The sequence below is a fragment of the Vibrio sp. 10N.286.48.C11 genome, from assembly GCF_041469805.1.
Lineage (GTDB): Bacteria > Pseudomonadota > Gammaproteobacteria > Enterobacterales > Vibrionaceae > Vibrio > Vibrio crassostreae_C.
This window is the reverse complement of record NZ_JBFRLK010000038.1, coordinates 1-15,996: the sequence shown is the minus strand read 5'-3', so window position 1 is coordinate 15,996 and position 15,996 is coordinate 1. Positions and strand designations below refer to the sequence as shown.

Here is a 15,996-nt window from a genome sequence, read left to right as displayed (position 1 = left end):
CCGTTTGTGTTTTAGCAAGTTAAACTCGCTTCAGGTGTGTTTTGAATAGCTAAGGTCAGCGCTCGTCGTTGGCCTTTTTTGTATTCATTTCTTCAATAGAACACCGAGCATTGAAAAGGTTATTGGGTATCCATTAGTCAATAATCGATAAGCGAATGCAGCGCAAAGTCATCGGTTTGTCATTTAAAAACTCATAGCGTTAACGTTATGTGAGAACCATTGCTGGTGGGGGAACTCTTCGCGCAAACGCCAGTATTATTAGTGAACTGATCACAACGGACCAACTAATGAAAAAGATACCTTTGGCTCTAACTCTTTTAAGCACTCTACTTTTTTCACAATACACTTTGGCTACTGACACTTCACCTACCACTCAAAATCCCACTTACGAACTCGATGGTAAGTCGGTATTAGGTCGCACTGAGAACGTGTACCTATCTAGCGTTCAAGGGCTAAAAGACGTTCCTTTCATTGGTAAAATTGATACCGGTGCGGAAACCACTTCTATGCATGCTGAAGACATTCATGTGAAGAGCTCTAATCCCGATTACCAAAATCTCAAAGACCAAGAGTTGATGGCGGCGTTAACCGAAGACCTGTTGAACAATTCCGATGTTGATTACGATGATTGGGATGGCAGTACCTTTGCGAAATATGAAGCTGTGGTGTCTTTTAAGGTCCAAAACCCACGCACGGGAGACATGGTATTAATCGAAGCGCCTTTAGAGCGTGTTAGCATGATACGCAGCCGCACTAGCAGCACGCCTTTACTTCGTCCTACCGTAAAAATGTCGCTCACCATTGCAGACCAAGAGCTAAAAACCGACGTTAACCTGACCGACAGAAGCCACTTCTCTGCGCCAGTGCTGATTGGTAAAACCTTCCTTGCGGATAACGCGCTGGTGTTTGCAGGTTATGACTATTTACAAGAGCAAGAGAACGCGACCGTTGTTGGCCGAAAAGAGGTGGTGTCTATCTCTGGAATGGCGATGAACGCGACCTTCTCATTAAAAAATCGCTACAGCATCCTTCATGCAAAAGACATCGATATAGATAAGAAGAACAGTGAAGTGACGTTTGATATGTTCGACAACGACGGCAAGCAAAAAGAGATGACATTGCCGTTGGTTCGTATGTTAAGCGTGAGCGGTAAGAAGAGACCTTTGGTGTATGTGCCTGTTCAACTCGATGAAAACACGACTAAAGACGTTCTGGTGTACCTACGTGAGCGCTCTAGTAGTGAGTCTCAGTTGAGATTTGGAACCAGTACCGCCAGCGAACTCTTCATGATTGACACCAGTGCTGAGAATATTTTATTAGAAGGTTCAGAGAACTTTAGTGATGTGGCTGAGTCTGGTGAGCCTATGATTATCTCGCCGGAAGAGGACATCACCCTAGATGACTTCCCGCTTAAGGCTGTGGCTTCTTTCACTGTCAATACACCTTTGCTGAAGGTCGACAGTTTTGAAATGACAGGTAAAGGCAAAGATGCTTCCGTTGAATTTTATCTTACGGATGTAAATGGTGAGAAGCAGAAGGTGACCAAGCCAATTATTAAGAAGCTTAAAGTCGGGGATGATACTCGTCCGGTTGTAAGTGGTGAGTTTGCGGTGTCTGGAAAAGTGCGTACGCAAGAGTTTGCCATCGATGTGCTTAATACAAATGAGAAAGAAGCGTACTTTATTTTAGGTAAGAAGATGGCAAAAGAAGGCGTTTACGTTAATACGCGTTCTGATTACCTTCTGAAAGCTGAGCCACTGTTTAAAGTAGGGCACATTGAAGTAGTAGAAGTGAACGGCATGAAGTTCCCGGCCAAGCTCGACACTGGCGCGGATGTAAGCTCAATGAACGCAGTCAACATCAAACGATTTAAGAAAGATGGCCAAGACATGGTGAGCTTTACTTATCAAAACAACCAAGGCGATAAGCAAGATTTCACCAAGCCAGTGATTGATGTAATGCGCATTAAAGCCAAGAAAGGCGAGAAGGTAAACATTCGCCCTGTAGTAGAAATGAAGGTTAAGCTCGGAGACCTAGAGAAAGAGGTGAGGGTAAACCTTCAAGACCGTTCTCGCTTCGAATACAGCATGATCCTAGGTAAGAACTTCCTGAAACACGGCGCAGTAGTGAGCAGCGATGAAGATTACCTGTTAGGTGATATGGAGTAATCCCTAAACTTATCTAAGTTCGTAGCAGAACAGATCTAAACAGCCACATATTTCATTAATGGGATGTGTGGCTTTTTGTTGATTGTTAATTGATGATTGTTGCCGTGACAATATTTCAAGTAATCGTTTGTTTTTACTCAAGAGACAGATCGACTAGACTACAATGAAGTGGAATTCACTTTAATTTTTAAAACATCGTATTCGGCAGGCGAGTAAATCGTGCTGTCGGATCGAGAGAGAGAGCATGTCAAAAGCAGAAAAATCTTCGCGTAAGCTTAGTTTAATTATTATTTCGGTTATTTTAGTAGTGTGGCTTTACAGTTTGTGGGCCGACCGCGTCACACCAATGACGGGGATCGCCCGTGTTCACTCTTATATTGTGCGTATTGCTCCTGAAGTTTCTGGCAATATCACGTCTGTGCAAACTGAAAATAATCAGGTCGTTGAAACGAACCAAGTGTTGTTTGAAATTGATGCTCGAAACTATCAGATCAGTTTGCGTTCCGCTGAAGCGAATCTTGCTCAAGTAGGCCAAAATATTGGCGCAAGCACAGCGGCGGTTAACGTTGCACAAGCGAAAGTGACCGAGGCGGTTGCGGCTCGGGATAATTCTCGAGAGCAAGCGAGTCGAGTGAGTGAACTCGCCAGTAAAGGGCTGGTTAGCCGCTCTGAATTAGACAACGCCATAGAGAATCGTGATCGTGCTGAAGCGTCATTGAAAGCCGCAGAAGCCTCTTTGGTTCAGGCAAAACAAGCGTTAGGGCCAGAAGGGAGTGATAATCCACAAGTGTTGGCGGCGATTGCAGCCCTTGAGCAGGCTCAGCTCAACTTACAGAAAACCCAAGTGATGGCTCCTTCTCATGGCGTGGTGAGTAACCTACAACTGACGGTAGGCCAGCGAGCAACCGCAGGCTCACCTGTTTTGACCTTTGTTGATCCGCGAGAGGTGTGGATATCTGCGTTATACAGAGAAAACTCGCTAGAGCATATACAAGTCGGGCAAAGAGTTGAGATCGTATTGGATGCGTTACCGGGGCGAGTGCTATACGGCACGGTTGATAGCATTGGTTGGGGAACGGGTGGCAGCAATAGCACTGACCAAGAGACTGGCTTTTTAAATTCAGACACCAATTCTATTGCCGCGCAGCGCTACCCAGTCAATATTGTGTTTGATCATGGTGAGGTTCCAAGCAACATTCGTTTTGGTTCACAAGCCACAGTGGCTGTCATGACAGAGCAAAGTACCCCAGGTGAGTGGCTTGCTCAGCTTTGGATGAGAATTCTAAGCGTGTGGACTTATGTTTCATAGCTCAGCTAACTCCATTATTCGATTGGTGTTACTGCCGCTTTCGCTATTGTTCTACCATCAACAAAGTGGGCAGATGCTCGCTGTTTTGTCGCCCATATTTGTTGTGATGTTCATGACATTGATGCCATCCAAACCACCGATTAATTTAATATTAAAGGTGATTGTTGCATTAATCTTAATCAGCTTTGGTGTGGTGTTTTTTGGTAGTGTATTGGTCGACTCGCCAACCGGTTTTGTCCTCTATTGCTGGCTATTGCTGTTCTGGAGTTATCAGCGTAGCCATCAGAATACAAAAGATATCATCGCGACACTGACCATTATCGTGGTCATCGTGATGGTGGTGGTCAACAAGCAGATGCATCTCCCAATGGCGGGATTGCCCCTATTGTTCTTTGAAAAGCTGGTGATAGCTTTGATCGTCACTTACTTGGGGTTCTGGTTGTTCCCGGGGGATGAAGTGAATGTCCTTCCGACTGCGGCCGTTTCCGATGCGCCCACTACTGGTGACTATATCATGGTTGCATTTAAAGCGACCGCGGTTGTGGTTGTGCTGGCGATTTTGGTAGGAAATTCGGTGTCACAAACGATGTTGATTGCGATTACGCTTGGCAGTATGTTGAAAAGCCCATCGAATCATGACCACCGTACATTCAGCCGAAACAAGCTTGTCACCACTGGCGTTGGCATTCTGTTTACGTTACCTGTGATGATCATGATGGTGTCAGGCGCTCCAATCTTGGTTATTTATGGCGTGAGTTTGGTGTGTGGTTTGCAACTTGCGTGTTTTGCTATCAGGCGGCAGGCGAATCTGACGATTTATCAGCTCTTGTTTACTAATTTTACGACCTTGGCTTATCAGATCATCAGCCACCCAGGATCTGCGTCCCTCTCGGCACAAATGACACGTCTATTTGCCATTGTTTGTGCAGTCATGGTTGGCGCAGTGGTACTGGGCTTTCTCAGCAGTAATACTAATCATAGTCATACCGATCACAGTAAGTGATTAATATTTATAAGTAATAATAAGGGGATAGCTCTGCCGAGTTATCCCCTTTTCACAATATGGGTTAACGACTCAAATGCCATCAGTAAAGAGCCATTTGATGAAGTGACGTGTTACTTCAATAGTCTGACTAACAAAGCGCCCGGTTCACGCATCGGATCTTGATTGACACTGAGTACATAGCCATCAGCAGGGGCGTAATAACGTTGTTTCTCAGAACCAAAACTATCATATTGAATTGAAATCAATTGTTTTGATTGTACTGATTCACTGACCTTAACTTGAGGGAGAGCGAAACCACCGACATTGGCTCTAATGGTCACCGTTTCTTTGCCTTCAAAGCAGGCATAGTGAGGCTGATCTATCTTTGTAGAGATGATATTTTCCGAGTGCAGGATATTCATCACGCCATTCACTGAACGCTCAATGAGGTCGGGTTGTAAAACCTTTCCAGAACCAACCTCGACGGTGATAGCGGGCGTACCACTTTTATTGAGCTGCGTTTCTAAAACGCCATCATCACCTGGATCATCAAAAATACAGTCAGGATTGATCAATCGAGCCATTTTGATTGCTGCGGGGATTCGATAATCGGCAAAGACATACAAAGGATACTCTGCTCCGCGAGTTTGGGTATGCAGATCGATAGCAAGATCCGCATTATGGCTGAGTAGGTTCTGCCAAATTGAATGTGTAAAACGTTGTGAGGCATCACCGTTCGGGTTTCCAGGGAATATACGGTTAAGGTTTGCTGGGGATGCATCCGGATCCGATGAAATAAAATCTCGGCTGTGCATCAACATACCTGACACATTAATCATCGGAATAATGATGACTGTGCCGTGTATCTCCTCGTTTACGAGCTTTTGAATGACCTTCTGTGCGGTAATAACTCCATTTAATTCATCACCATGAACGCCTGCCGTTACCATTATTTTGCGAGCATTTTGACTTTGCTCACCGCGATAGACGACCACAGGTAAATGATGATTTTGACCAACACCGTTAGTTTGTGCCTCAAACCAGAAACGATGGCATCCCATCGGTAAGTCATCAACATTGAGTTGAGATATTACAGGGTGTCCATTTAGAACATCATTGGTATAAGTAGTTTTTCTCACACTAGTTTCCTTTGTCTCTGGTTCACAATCTATTCTGAGTCTGTGTTGGATGATTGTTATTGAAAGCTGTGATTAAAAATGGGCAGTAAACTGCCCATTGAGATACACGTAAATATTGAAAGGCGCTGTTATGCAAAACCCAGCAGGTGAGCCGCAACAATAATAACGCTCGACAAGCAGAATAGCAGCACGATAAAGCGCCAGCAGAATTTTGCCCAATCACCCCAGTCAATGCGGCATACACCTAGTGTTGCCATCAAAGAAGCTGATGTTGGGACGATGATATTGGTAAAGCCATCACCTAGCTGGAATGCTAAAACCGCGACTTGACGAGTCACACCTGCTAAATCGGCGAGTGGCGCCATTAATGGCATCGTTAGAGCTGCCTGCCCTGATCCTGACGTTACAAAGAAGTTGAAAATAGCTTGGAAGGCGAACATCAGCCAAGCAGCCATCGCTTCTGGCAATGCACTAATCACACCGCCCGCACTGCTTAAGATTGAATTCAGTACGCTTGGCTCGGTTGCATCGCTGCCGCCGCCTAAAATCAGCAAGATACCTTTAGCACTACCCACAAGAATAGCGGGCGCTAGCATCACACTTGCGCCTTCCTTAAATGAATCGGCCATGTCGTTGATGGTCATATCATTTAATCGGAAAATAACACCGATTAAGCCAGCAACAAATCCCATAGTGAAAAACTGAGAGGCAATTTCAGGAATGTACCATGCGTGAACCACTACACCCCAAATAACCCAGGTCATGCTCGCTATCACGGTGAGAATCACCAACGTATCGCCGATATTCCAACGTGATTGAGTCAAGTCTCCTTGTTGCTTCTTGAAGTAAACATCACCAGCTTTACTGTAAGATTTCGAAGGGTCTTTCTTTACCGAATTCGCATACCACATCGTAAAAGCGATGCCGAGCGCGGTGAAGAAAACCCATAGAGCGATACGCACCGATGCCCCAGATAAGACAGGTACACCAGCAATGCCTTGGGCAACAGCAACAGAAAATGGGTTCATCCAAGAAGCAGCAAAACCAATCTGAGTCGCTACGTACGTCACCATTACCGTAGTAATACCATCATAGCCAATACGTACCATTAGCGGCACGATAATAATGGCAAAGGCGACGGCTTCTTCACCCATACCAAATACAGCCCCACCGAGCGAGAACAGTGCAAATAATACTGGAATGAAAAGAGATTGACTGCCCTTGGTTTTGTCTATGAGACGCAAGATACCGTTATCAATAGTACCTGTGCGCATCACAATGCCGAAAGCACCGCCAATCACAAGCATAAACATGATAACGCCGATTGCTGAACCCCACTTAGATCCAGACACTAAACCTTCAAATACGAAGTTCATTAAGCCGATATCACCACCGCTGGCGAATAGTCCGACAGTATTGTAAATCGGGTTGCCTTGGGGGTCGGTGTGATAGGCAAATGAAGCTGGATCTAGAACGGTACGAGTTTTCTCTGCACCATCAGAAACATAGCTGATGTCTTGTGTTTCAAACATGCCTGCAGGTATGACATATGTCATTGCAGTCGCAAGCAACGCGATAAAGAAAATTAGCACCAGAGTATCTGGCATTTTCCATGTCTTATTTTGGATGGTATCCGATGTTGTGGTTGTCGTGCTCATTGTCAGTTTTTAGCTATAATTAAGATTGGCATAAAATATCACTAATTAAGCATATAATGTCAATTTTAAGTTGGTTTTTGGCTTGTTTGGTGGTGTTATGTTCTTGTTTTTGCGTGGCATGATGGTTTTTATTTTTAACTTGTTATTGCCTGGTTTTATTTAGAGGTAAAAAGTCCTAGCTCAGGTGCTTTTTAAGCAGTGCGGTAAGTTTCATAGAGCGACTCTGTATATATAAAAAACTATACCTTATGAGACTGTATCTAAGGTTGTCTCAAAAGCATTGACTTAGAGTTTTGATACATGTAATCCTGTAAGTGTTAAGAGGTTTTGAGACACTAGGAGTAAGCATGGCGAACGTAGGTTACATTCGAGTTAGTACAGCAGAGCAGTCCACCAGCAGACAGTTAGCAGATGTGAAACTGGATAAGGTGTTCGAGGAAAAGGTATCAGCTAAGACAGTAGACAGACCACAGCTACAGGCGTGCTTGGATTATGTCAGGGATGGTGATGTGCTGCATGTTCACAGCCTAGACCGTATCTGTCGTAGCGGAGCAGGTGATGCTGTAGGGCTGGTGGAGCAGATGAACCAGAAAGGTGTATCGGTACAGTTCCACAAGGAAGGAATGAGATTCGATGGTGTAATGAGTGCAGCGCAGAAAGGTGTACTAGGGATACTGGCAGCAGTGGCACAGATGGAAAGGGAATTGATTAAAGAGCGTCAGGCTGAGGGGATAGCAGCAGCGAAGGCAGCTGGTAAACACATAGGTAGACCGAAAGCACAGGTTACGAAAGAGGATGTGCAGAAGCTATTGGATAACGGTGTACCTAAAGCTAAAGCAGCCAAGGAGTTAGGAATAGGTCGTGCGACACTGTATCGGCTCCTTGACGCTAGAGAGTATTAAGCTGGTTTAAACTCTCTTCTCACGCTCTTGAGGTACATGAGTTCCGCTGGAGTGGAGTCGGATGATTGGCGTATTAGTTTTGGTGCAATTCCTATTGCTGCACCAGCTAAGCCAGCTTTTAACGGGTCAAAACCAAATTGCGATGCTGTACCTAGTGCAGCAAGAGTTAAGCCTAGGATACCAGTTGTATCTGAAATCACAGAGCGAAGGCTATCGACACTAATGTCTATTTTGGACTGTTCTAAGGTGCGATTGACATCTCTAATGGAAGCTTCCAGCTTAATCATTGCGGTATTTTTTGCTCTAGGTATGTCACCAGCAGTTAGCACTGACTGGTAGAGTTCATCTAGGTAACTACGGAACGCGAGCAGTTCATCATGATGCTTGTACTTAAATTCAAGTATAGAATCGAAGTGTGTGCTAACAGTAGGGACGGGTAGTAAACCGTGAAGCTCCAGTTCAATACTCTCTTTATCTACAGGAGTTGTGGTGAGAATGCTATCCGAGATTTGAGCCTTAGACCATAAGCCTGGATGTGCTTCATTGAGCTGTTTAAAAATTGCTTCATGTGAAGCAAGGATTTCATCTCCAGCCTTTTTGCTTAGGGTTACATCAGTGCAATCAACAATCTCAGCAGTCATAAAGTTAGATACATTAATCACACTGCTTTGTTCCATGCGCATTCCAAGCGAGCGAGGTTTTTCTCCATGTCGAGTTCGTTGTAACGCACCAGCTTTTTCTAGTTCTTGGAACTGCCAGCAATCAAACTCTATCGAGGAGCATTTAGGAACTTCAATCTTATCCCAATAAAGTAGGTACTTACGTAACTCAAAATCATCAGTAGCAGAACGAAATAAAGCCCCACCTGTTTCTGGATACTCAAATTGAGGAGATAGAACAATACCTCTTTCCATTGATAATCGCCTTACACTCAGATAGTTAGGTTATTATGATAATGCAAGGTGTTGAATAGGGGAAAGGAAGAGAATAGACTTTATGAAGTGTGGCACTTTACTGTGGCACCCATACAAAAACAGCGCATTCCCAAAAGGCGTTAACCCATTGAAAATACGCTGTTTCCAAACGTTTGGTGGAGCTGGCGGGAGTTGAATGGCTGTACCAATCTACATTATATAAGGCTTTAGAGTTAATGTTCTAATTTGATGTTACTTAAGATGTTACATCAAAATCCTGCTTGAAAAGGAACTGACCCCCCGTCTTTATATATAATATAGCTATAGATATTTATTTGGATATAGCCAAATATTCTATTGGTCAGTGGAGTCTCCCTATAGCTTATTGCATCAATTTACTTTCTGAATATTAAATCTTCGAAAGTATCTTTGTCGCATTTTCAAAAATCGAATCTGAAATCTTTTCAGGGAAATCTTCGGGTAGCTTGGCTTTTACTTGTAAGATTGCTTCAGGGAATCCATCTTTCAGTTCATTCAATATCTCTTGCATCTTATCTTGGCTGAAGTTTACTGCTTTAGCAGTATCCAGAAAGTGGCGAGGTAAGATTTTGTTAATTTCATACTTTTTCCCCCTAGTCGCTTTGAGTCCCATTGCTAGCTTGAGTTTTCTAATATTCAGGCCTCGACCACCCAGAAGCGGGTATGCTGATAAAATATCGTAGAATGGAGTTAAACGATAACTCCCTCCCTTCTCAATATAAATAGAATAGTTCTTTGCATGCCCATCGGTTGCCCCTATAACCCACTGAAATACTTGAAATCTCATGAAGTTATACTGATCTTCCAGAGCATTACTTGAACCCATGATTAGCTTCATGATTTCCGAAATACCAGGGCCACCTTGAGATTCGTACTTGATTGATGATGGCATACCAAATACTTGGCACATGTCTTCTTGAGGTAGACGGAGTAAGTTAGCTTTATCTTTAGTCCAGCGTCTATCGAATCGCTCTACAGCTAAAGCTTTCAGGTTATCAGTTTTGATCATGTGGACATTGGGAACTGAAAACCCTAGTGCTTTAGCTAACTCGATGCAAAGGTACTCATTTTCAACACTGTCTTTAAGATCTAATGTTGCGTTTGCTTGCTGTATTTCGCCAATTGGTAGTTTTATGATATGAGTTGTTGGAGTATTACCTTTGGGGATACACCACTGTTGATCAACGAATAGGAGTGCTGTTTTTTCTTGAGCACCAGCCACTGATATTCTGAAATCTTCTTCTTCTTCAACCATTCCGAGGGGGATATCAGATTTGTAAGCTGAGAGCACGGCATCCAACTTTTTATCATCTAAGACTTGGTAATTGAGTGGTTCATTTTTGTAAGGTTGTTCAGGAGAAATTAATGCAATAGCTCCGACGCTATCTTTACCAACTTCTTTGAGAAGATCGAATGGCTGCTTAGATGAAGCTTTATAACGAGCTACGATCCTATCTCTCACCTTTGGGCTATCAGGTAAAAGGTTGTCGAAGTAGTTGATGACTGAGTCTGAAGTTATAGGTGGCAGTTGTAATTTTAGAGACAATGATAGTGGTCGGGACTTGTCACTGGTTACCCAGGTCTTATCATACTGAAAAGTATGAGCACCATTATTCTGTTTATTGAGAGTCCCTACGAGTTCTCCGTTCATGTATGCGTTTAGTTTTTGCATTACCAGTTCTCATCATCTTGGCTATCTTGTGAACTTACTTGTGCTTTTTCCTGGATGCTCAGTGTCAGTTCCATTGCCTGAATAAGTTTAAAGAAAGTCGAAAGTGTTGTCTTATCAGGACTATTTTCGAAGTTTGAGATAGTTGCTTGCTTTATGCCTACCCTTTTGGCCAACTCTGATTGAGTCCAGCCGTTCTTTTGCCTTATTAGGAGCATCATGTCAGCGAGTTGCTTTGGACTATATATCATTTCTTCCGACCCTCGATAGAGTTAAGGTGCGACTTTATATATCTCATTATCCTCTAGTGAGGATATGGTAAAGTATATCCCTTAGTGAGGATATGGTAAAGTATATCCCTTAGTGGGGATATAGTCCACCATATCCCCTTGTGGGGATTTTACGAGTTATATCCCTACAAAGGGATATTGGATGACATGGTGAGACATAGGGAGCAAAGATACCCGTTGAGCCTTGAGAAACTAAAGCTGGGAACATCAGATCCTGTTCATTTTTTAGTTTGTTCATAAAAAATGAACAGGGGAATAAAATGAACACTTGATGTGTCTTTATCTCGAAGATACCTCGCTAGCATACAGGTGGTTATGACATTTAGGGCAGGTAGGTTGTCCTGGTAATGAAGCTTGCCATTGGCAGTTACACATGATGCATTCGAATGTAGCTGTTCTTTTGGGGAACGGTGACGGTGGAGCTGTCGGTTTGTTTCTTGGCGCAAGCCAAGGGTCGTTGTGCTGATAGGAAACACGACTTCCATGGCTAGAATGACTAGTTGTTGAGTGACGATTGACTTGATAGCTAGCGATAGTCGAGTTCAAACGTTGATATGCTGCTTTCTGTATTGATGCTTTTCGTGGATGAAATACCCAGCTCTTGGATGACAGGTCATTTTGTAGAAAGAGCTTTAGCCTATCTAGTTGCCTAGTTCCAGCTCTATTTTCTTTGAACAAGTGGTGTGTATCATCGAGTTTAATTTCTAGTACACCACTTTGTTGGTTATCAGAGACATGAAGACTAGCAGGGAGTGGGCGATTTGGGTGGGTAAAGTATATGACAAAAGAGAAGGCTTGAACCTTACCAACAATGTCGACAACGCAATTTGAAAACGCTGCTTCCTTATGTACGTCTTTTAGTTCGATAGTTGTTTGTTTTGCTACCAAAAATTCTTCTTTGAAGTGGGTTCCTTTAGCCTGACGAGCTACAGTGCACTTGTACTCTGGGAGAGCGATCCTAATACCCGTTTCGATAACTTGCCTTGCCATCATTCTGACGGAAACAAAGAAGGAAAAGTCACACTCCTTATCGGTTTTATCTACTTTGCGAGTTGCATGGGCAAAGTGCCACTGCTTCTCTTCTCCTTGTCGGGCTATGAGTGGAGTGTGACAAGACGGACAAATACAATCACATTTTTTTCCGCGAGCGACATCGCAGACATCCACAAAGGAATGGTCTTCGATTCTTAAGCCAAAAGGAACGTGTTGAATTGTCATGTTACGTTATGCTGTTAATTGTTGGGGTGTTGGTATCATAATAAGCTAGAAAGCTTGGCAAATATGTTAGACAGTTAAAAATAATGCTTGTGGTTTCTTATGTTTTAATACGCACTGACTTGTGTAGTCGGACCGACCGCTGGGACTAAATATGGATGAGCTTCAAAGGATTGAACAACAGATCTTAGAGCTAAGGGTCGAGCTAAGCCATTTAGAGCAGCGCCGCCAGTCTTTATTAGCTCAAAACGCCAGCTCGACGGCAGGTGATCAACATGAGTATTCTCCAGGGCAAAAAGTTGCTTTATTCAAGGCCTACTTTAGGGGGAATGACTATTGTTATGCGCATCGTTGGCAGAACAATAAAGGGAGAAGTGGTTATGCAGTGGCGTGCCATAATGAATGGCAGCAAGGACTCTGCAATAAACCTAAGACTAAATGTTTAGAATGTCCCAACCAAGCGTTCAAGTCTTTAGATGAAGATGCGATCTATAATCACTTAACTGGAAAAGAAGTCATTGGTTTATACCCAATGCTATCGAACAACACATGTTGGTTACTAGCCGTTGATTTCGACAAAAGTGACTGGCAATTAGCATCAATAGCTTATGTCAATGCATGCCGACAGAATGGAATTGATTGCCTACTAGAGCGCTCAAGGTCTGGGAATGGCGCACACGTGTGGATTTTCTTCGATCAAGCCATAGAAGCCAAACTAGCTCGTCAGTTAGGTTTTTTCCTCTTAGATGAAGCGATGAAAATTCATGGCGTTTTATCTTTTGAGTCTTACGATAGGCTTTTTCCCAACCAAGATGTACTTCCAGTAGGAGGTATTGGCAATTTGATAGCTCTGCCATTGCAAAAGCAATCACGGTCGTGTGGTAATTCGACATTTGTTGACCAATCATTCGTTGCTTGTGCCGATCAATGGGCTGCTCTGGTTTCAACAAAACGTGTAGCGCCTGTAAAAGTCGAAGCACTTTTAATTAATCGAACACATCAAGAGCAGACATCGGCAGATATCTGTCAGCAAGCCCCTTGGGAGCGCTCTCTACCCACTAGGAACGCTATAGAAGGCTGCCCTGAAGTGTTGCAAGCGGTTATTGCTAATCGACTCTATATCCCGTTGTCTAGTCTCCCTAACCCTTTAATCGCCCAGTTAAAGAAAGTCGCATCTTTCTCAAATCCAAAGTTCTTCAAGGCCCAGGGGTTGCGCTTATCGACAAATGGAATTGCTCGGTTCATTTGTCTAGCGGAGATAGACAGCGGCTATTTGAGTTTGCCAAGAGGGTGCTTGGATGATTTGGAGGATATCTGTTCCTCTAATGGAATTTCGTTACAGGTAGAAGACAAGAGGATTGAAGGGCGGCTATTAGGCACTATTAAATTTGTTGGTTCCCTGCGTTCAGCGCAACGTAAAGCTGTTGATAAACTTCTTCAATATGACAATGGCGTACTTCATGCGCCTACAGCATTTGGCAAAACGATTACCGCCATTGGCCTCATATGCCAAAGAAAAGTTAATACGTTAGTGTTAGTTCACAACAAACAGCTCGTAGAACAATGGCAAGAGAGACTCAAGGTTTTTGCTCTGGGGGTTGATGTTGGAGTGTGGACTGGAAGCAAGAAAAAGCCAACAGGGCAGATCGATATTGCGACGTATCAAAGTTTGTTCAACAGGAGTGATAATAGTGTCAATGAACTGATTCAGGACTATGGGCAAGTCATAGTCGATGAATGTCATCATCTGTCAGCACCTCAATTTGAACGAGTTCTATCTGAGTCGCATGCCAAATTTGTTGTTGGGATAAGTGCTACTTTAGAAAGGCGAGATGGACATCACCCTATTATCTTCATGCAAGCGGGTAGGGTCAGGCATAGCATCAAGTCTGACCAAAGATCTCGATTTGTTCAGCGATTGGAAAAGAAAGCTTTGTTATTTGATGTGCCGCTAAGTTTGATTTCGGATGAACCCAAACCTCATATTTCTGATGTGTACCGTTGGTTGATGCTGCACTCTGAACGTAACAAGGTCATTATTGAGGACATTAAATATGAAGTTGGTAAAGGAAGAGTCCCTATCGTATTAACAGAGCGAAGAGAGCATGCCAATATAATATCTAAGCTACTTGATGATACGGGACTTAAACATCAAGTGCTTGTCGGTGCAATGAAAAAAAAGCAGCAAGCAGACGTCATGGAGAAACTAGCAACCACCGAAGTACTTGTTGCTACTGGGAGGTTTATCGGGGAGGGTTTCGACTTACCCAGGCTAGATACTCTAATATTAGCACTACCAGTATCCTGGAAAGGTTCACTTATTCAGTATGTTGGTCGAATACAGCGTGAGTTTGAAGGGAAAGATGAAGTTAAAGTTATCGACTACGTCGACTCGAAAATCCCTATGCTGTCTAGGATGTTTAAGAAAAGAGATAAAGGTTATAGAGCGTTGGGTTTTGTGGAGGTTCCAGACGAGGGTTTGCTTATATAGCAAGCCAAACCTAATCGGTTTGAATAGTTCGAGGTATAGGATATGGATAGTGTAACTGAAGTGAGAAAAGCCGCTTTAGAGATATTTGAAGAAGAAGGCTTAGCTGATGAATGGCTAAATTCCCCTAAATGGTTTTTTGATGGTTTGACAGCAGTAGAAATGCTACGAATGCCAGAAGGAAGAGATGCAGTCCTAGGCATTTTGGATCGAATTCGCTATGGTGATTTTTCATGAGATAGGGACAGCGATAAACACTATTATATGTTTTCATTACACTAGATAAAAAGTTAAATATTTATTAAGGATGCCCATGTAAGGGAGTCCATGTCGAATGATAATTCTAACGTGGAAAATATATTTGATGGGTGAACAATAAATACTGGTAGAATTTGTTTTAATTATGGTTTGGCATACTCTATAAATCCAGTTCTGCTATTACCTGAGTACTATTAGCTTCTAGCAGAAAACTAAGTAATAGTATTATATATAATATGGATCATTTGAGGTGAGTTAATTTGCTCTATGGTAGAGCGGTTACCTGTTGATACTGCAAAGAGGTAGTGCGGTTATTATTGTGGTATTTAGATGTCAAATGCTGCTTCAAGCACAGTCAGTGCTGTTTAGCGCACTAGAAGTGCGTCACAGCGCAGTGGTTTTTCATGTGTTTTTATGAATGTTTGTGTTTTTCAACAATGAATTCTATTTTCGTCCTTATATTAAAATTATAACCTTATAATAGCTATAACAGTTATAATGGTTATAGCATGAATTAAATAATTAATAAATTGTTTTTGTTAATATATTTTGCTTTTTATTTTAAAGATTGATTTTTAAAAAGTAAAATCACATGAAATTACAATGATATGATGTAATAAATTATTAAGTTTATACTGCACTCCACTAGAGCGAATTGATGATATTTAATTAAAATTAGTGTTTTAATTATCGCTGCGGATCGGAGGTTTTTATCATTGTCTTCAATAAGTATTCTTAATTATTGTTAACAACGATAAAAGTACGATGATTATCGTTGTTGACGATAAATCTCAGGCTATTACTGTTATAAGCGATAAAGTCAGTAGTGTTTGTGCTCTGACCCAGAGCTGGGTCACCTTAATGCTGATCGAGTTTGCTGTTCAATAAAAGCGGTATAAGACAGTGGTGTTTGTTGCTTTGACCCAGAGCTGGGTCACTTTAATGGTGCGCCGAGCATGGCG

General features: G+C 42.7%; 12 protein-coding genes. 6 read left to right on the top strand and 6 right to left on the bottom strand.

Annotated features, from left to right (window positions below):
- The first annotated feature begins 287 nt into the window (after positions 1-287).
- From AB4209_RS10685 to AB4209_RS10675, 3 genes are all read left to right on the top strand, one after another.
- Positions 288-2,168, top strand: a complete 1,881-nt coding sequence (locus tag AB4209_RS10685) for a RimK/LysX family protein (RefSeq protein ID WP_029235751.1) — start codon at positions 288-290, stop codon at positions 2,166-2,168.
- Between the two features lie 244 nt (positions 2,169-2,412).
- A complete protein-coding gene (locus AB4209_RS10680; RefSeq protein ID WP_017059741.1) occupies positions 2,413-3,477 on the top strand; it encodes an HlyD family secretion protein in 1,065 nt (354 codons plus the stop codon).
- Positions 3,467-4,480 carry a DUF2955 domain-containing protein gene (locus AB4209_RS10675; RefSeq protein WP_017059742.1) on the top strand — a complete coding sequence of 338 codons (1,014 nt, stop codon included), beginning with the start codon at positions 3,467-3,469 and terminating at the stop codon, positions 4,478-4,480. The genes AB4209_RS10680 and AB4209_RS10675 overlap by 11 nt, the downstream gene beginning before the upstream one ends.
- A 113-nt stretch (positions 4,481-4,593) precedes the next feature.
- On the opposite strand, the gene AB4209_RS10670 is transcribed toward AB4209_RS10675, so the two are convergent.
- Together AB4209_RS10670 and yfcC are read right to left on the bottom strand one after the other, a co-directional pair.
- Positions 4,594-5,601, bottom strand: coding sequence for a succinylglutamate desuccinylase/aspartoacylase family protein (locus AB4209_RS10670; RefSeq protein ID WP_017059743.1), 1,008 nt, complete (start codon positions 5,599-5,601; stop codon positions 4,594-4,596).
- Between the two features lie 128 nt (positions 5,602-5,729).
- On the bottom strand, positions 5,730-7,208 hold the full coding sequence (yfcC, locus tag AB4209_RS10665; RefSeq protein WP_017071864.1) for a putative basic amino acid antiporter YfcC: 1,479 nt from the start codon (positions 7,206-7,208) through the stop codon (positions 5,730-5,732).
- Between the two features lie 398 nt (positions 7,209-7,606).
- Here yfcC and AB4209_RS10660 point away from each other — a divergent pair, with 398 nt between their 5' ends.
- Positions 7,607-8,161 carry a recombinase family protein gene (locus AB4209_RS10660; protein WP_017071865.1) on the top strand — a complete coding sequence of 185 codons (555 nt, stop codon included), beginning with the start codon at positions 7,607-7,609 and terminating at the stop codon, positions 8,159-8,161.
- On the opposite strand, the gene AB4209_RS10655 is transcribed toward AB4209_RS10660, so the two are convergent.
- The 4 genes from AB4209_RS10655 to AB4209_RS10640 all read right to left on the bottom strand — a co-directional run bounded on the left by AB4209_RS10655 (position 8,158) and on the right by AB4209_RS10640 (position 12,291).
- Positions 8,158-9,075, bottom strand: coding sequence for a DUF6236 family protein (locus AB4209_RS10655; protein WP_102393636.1), 918 nt, complete (start codon positions 9,073-9,075; stop codon positions 8,158-8,160). The genes AB4209_RS10660 and AB4209_RS10655 overlap by 4 nt on opposite strands.
- A 409-nt stretch (positions 9,076-9,484) precedes the next feature.
- A complete protein-coding gene (locus AB4209_RS10650) occupies positions 9,485-10,786 on the bottom strand; it encodes a type II toxin-antitoxin system HipA family toxin (RefSeq protein WP_065606517.1) in 1,302 nt (433 codons plus the stop codon).
- Entirely contained in the window at positions 10,786-11,034 is a 249-nt protein-coding gene (gene hipB / locus AB4209_RS10645; protein ID WP_017034177.1) for a type II toxin-antitoxin system antitoxin HipB, read from the bottom strand. Before hipB ends, AB4209_RS10650 begins: the two co-directional genes overlap by 1 nt.
- A gap of 318 nt (positions 11,035-11,352) precedes the next feature.
- Complete coding sequence (locus AB4209_RS10640) at positions 11,353-12,291, bottom strand: competence protein CoiA family protein (protein ID WP_065606515.1); 939 nt, start codon at positions 12,289-12,291, stop codon at positions 11,353-11,355.
- Between the two features lie 151 nt (positions 12,292-12,442).
- Between AB4209_RS10640 and AB4209_RS10635 the strand changes: the two genes are divergently transcribed.
- Together AB4209_RS10635 and AB4209_RS10630 are read left to right on the top strand one after the other, a co-directional pair.
- Positions 12,443-14,779, top strand: a complete 2,337-nt coding sequence (locus AB4209_RS10635; protein ID WP_372055835.1) for a TOTE conflict system archaeo-eukaryotic primase domain-containing protein — start codon at positions 12,443-12,445, stop codon at positions 14,777-14,779.
- A 42-nt stretch (positions 14,780-14,821) separates the two neighbouring features.
- A complete protein-coding gene (locus tag AB4209_RS10630; protein ID WP_065606511.1) occupies positions 14,822-15,013 on the top strand; it encodes an MbcA/ParS/Xre antitoxin family protein in 192 nt (63 codons plus the stop codon).
- Positions 15,014-15,996: the final 983 nt, after the last annotated feature.

Bases quoted from the DNA above. Each gene is read 5' to 3' on its own strand.
- AB4209_RS10685 (WP_029235751.1), top strand. From the start codon at position 288: ATGAAAAAGATACCTTTGGCTCTAACTCTTTTAAGCACTCTACTTTTT.
- AB4209_RS10680 (WP_017059741.1), top strand. From the start codon at position 2,413: ATGTCAAAAGCAGAAAAATCTTCGCGTAAGCTTAGTTTAATTATTATT.
- AB4209_RS10675 (WP_017059742.1), top strand. From the start codon at position 3,467: ATGTTTCATAGCTCAGCTAACTCCATTATTCGATTGGTGTTACTGCCG.
- yfcC (WP_017071864.1), bottom strand. From the start codon at position 7,208: ATGCCAGATACTCTGGTGCTAATTTTCTTTATCGCGTTGCTTGCGACT.
- AB4209_RS10660 (WP_017071865.1), top strand. From the start codon at position 7,607: ATGGCGAACGTAGGTTACATTCGAGTTAGTACAGCAGAGCAGTCCACC.
- AB4209_RS10655 (WP_102393636.1), bottom strand. From the start codon at position 9,075: ATGGAAAGAGGTATTGTTCTATCTCCTCAATTTGAGTATCCAGAAACA.
- AB4209_RS10650 (WP_065606517.1), bottom strand. From the start codon at position 10,786: ATGCAAAAACTAAACGCATACATGAACGGAGAACTCGTAGGGACTCTC.
- hipB (WP_017034177.1), bottom strand. From the start codon at position 11,034: ATGATATATAGTCCAAAGCAACTCGCTGACATGATGCTCCTAATAAGG.
- AB4209_RS10640 (WP_065606515.1), bottom strand. From the start codon at position 12,291: ATGACAATTCAACACGTTCCTTTTGGCTTAAGAATCGAAGACCATTCC.
- AB4209_RS10635 (WP_372055835.1), top strand. From the start codon at position 12,443: ATGGATGAGCTTCAAAGGATTGAACAACAGATCTTAGAGCTAAGGGTC.
- AB4209_RS10630 (WP_065606511.1), top strand. From the start codon at position 14,822: ATGGATAGTGTAACTGAAGTGAGAAAAGCCGCTTTAGAGATATTTGAA.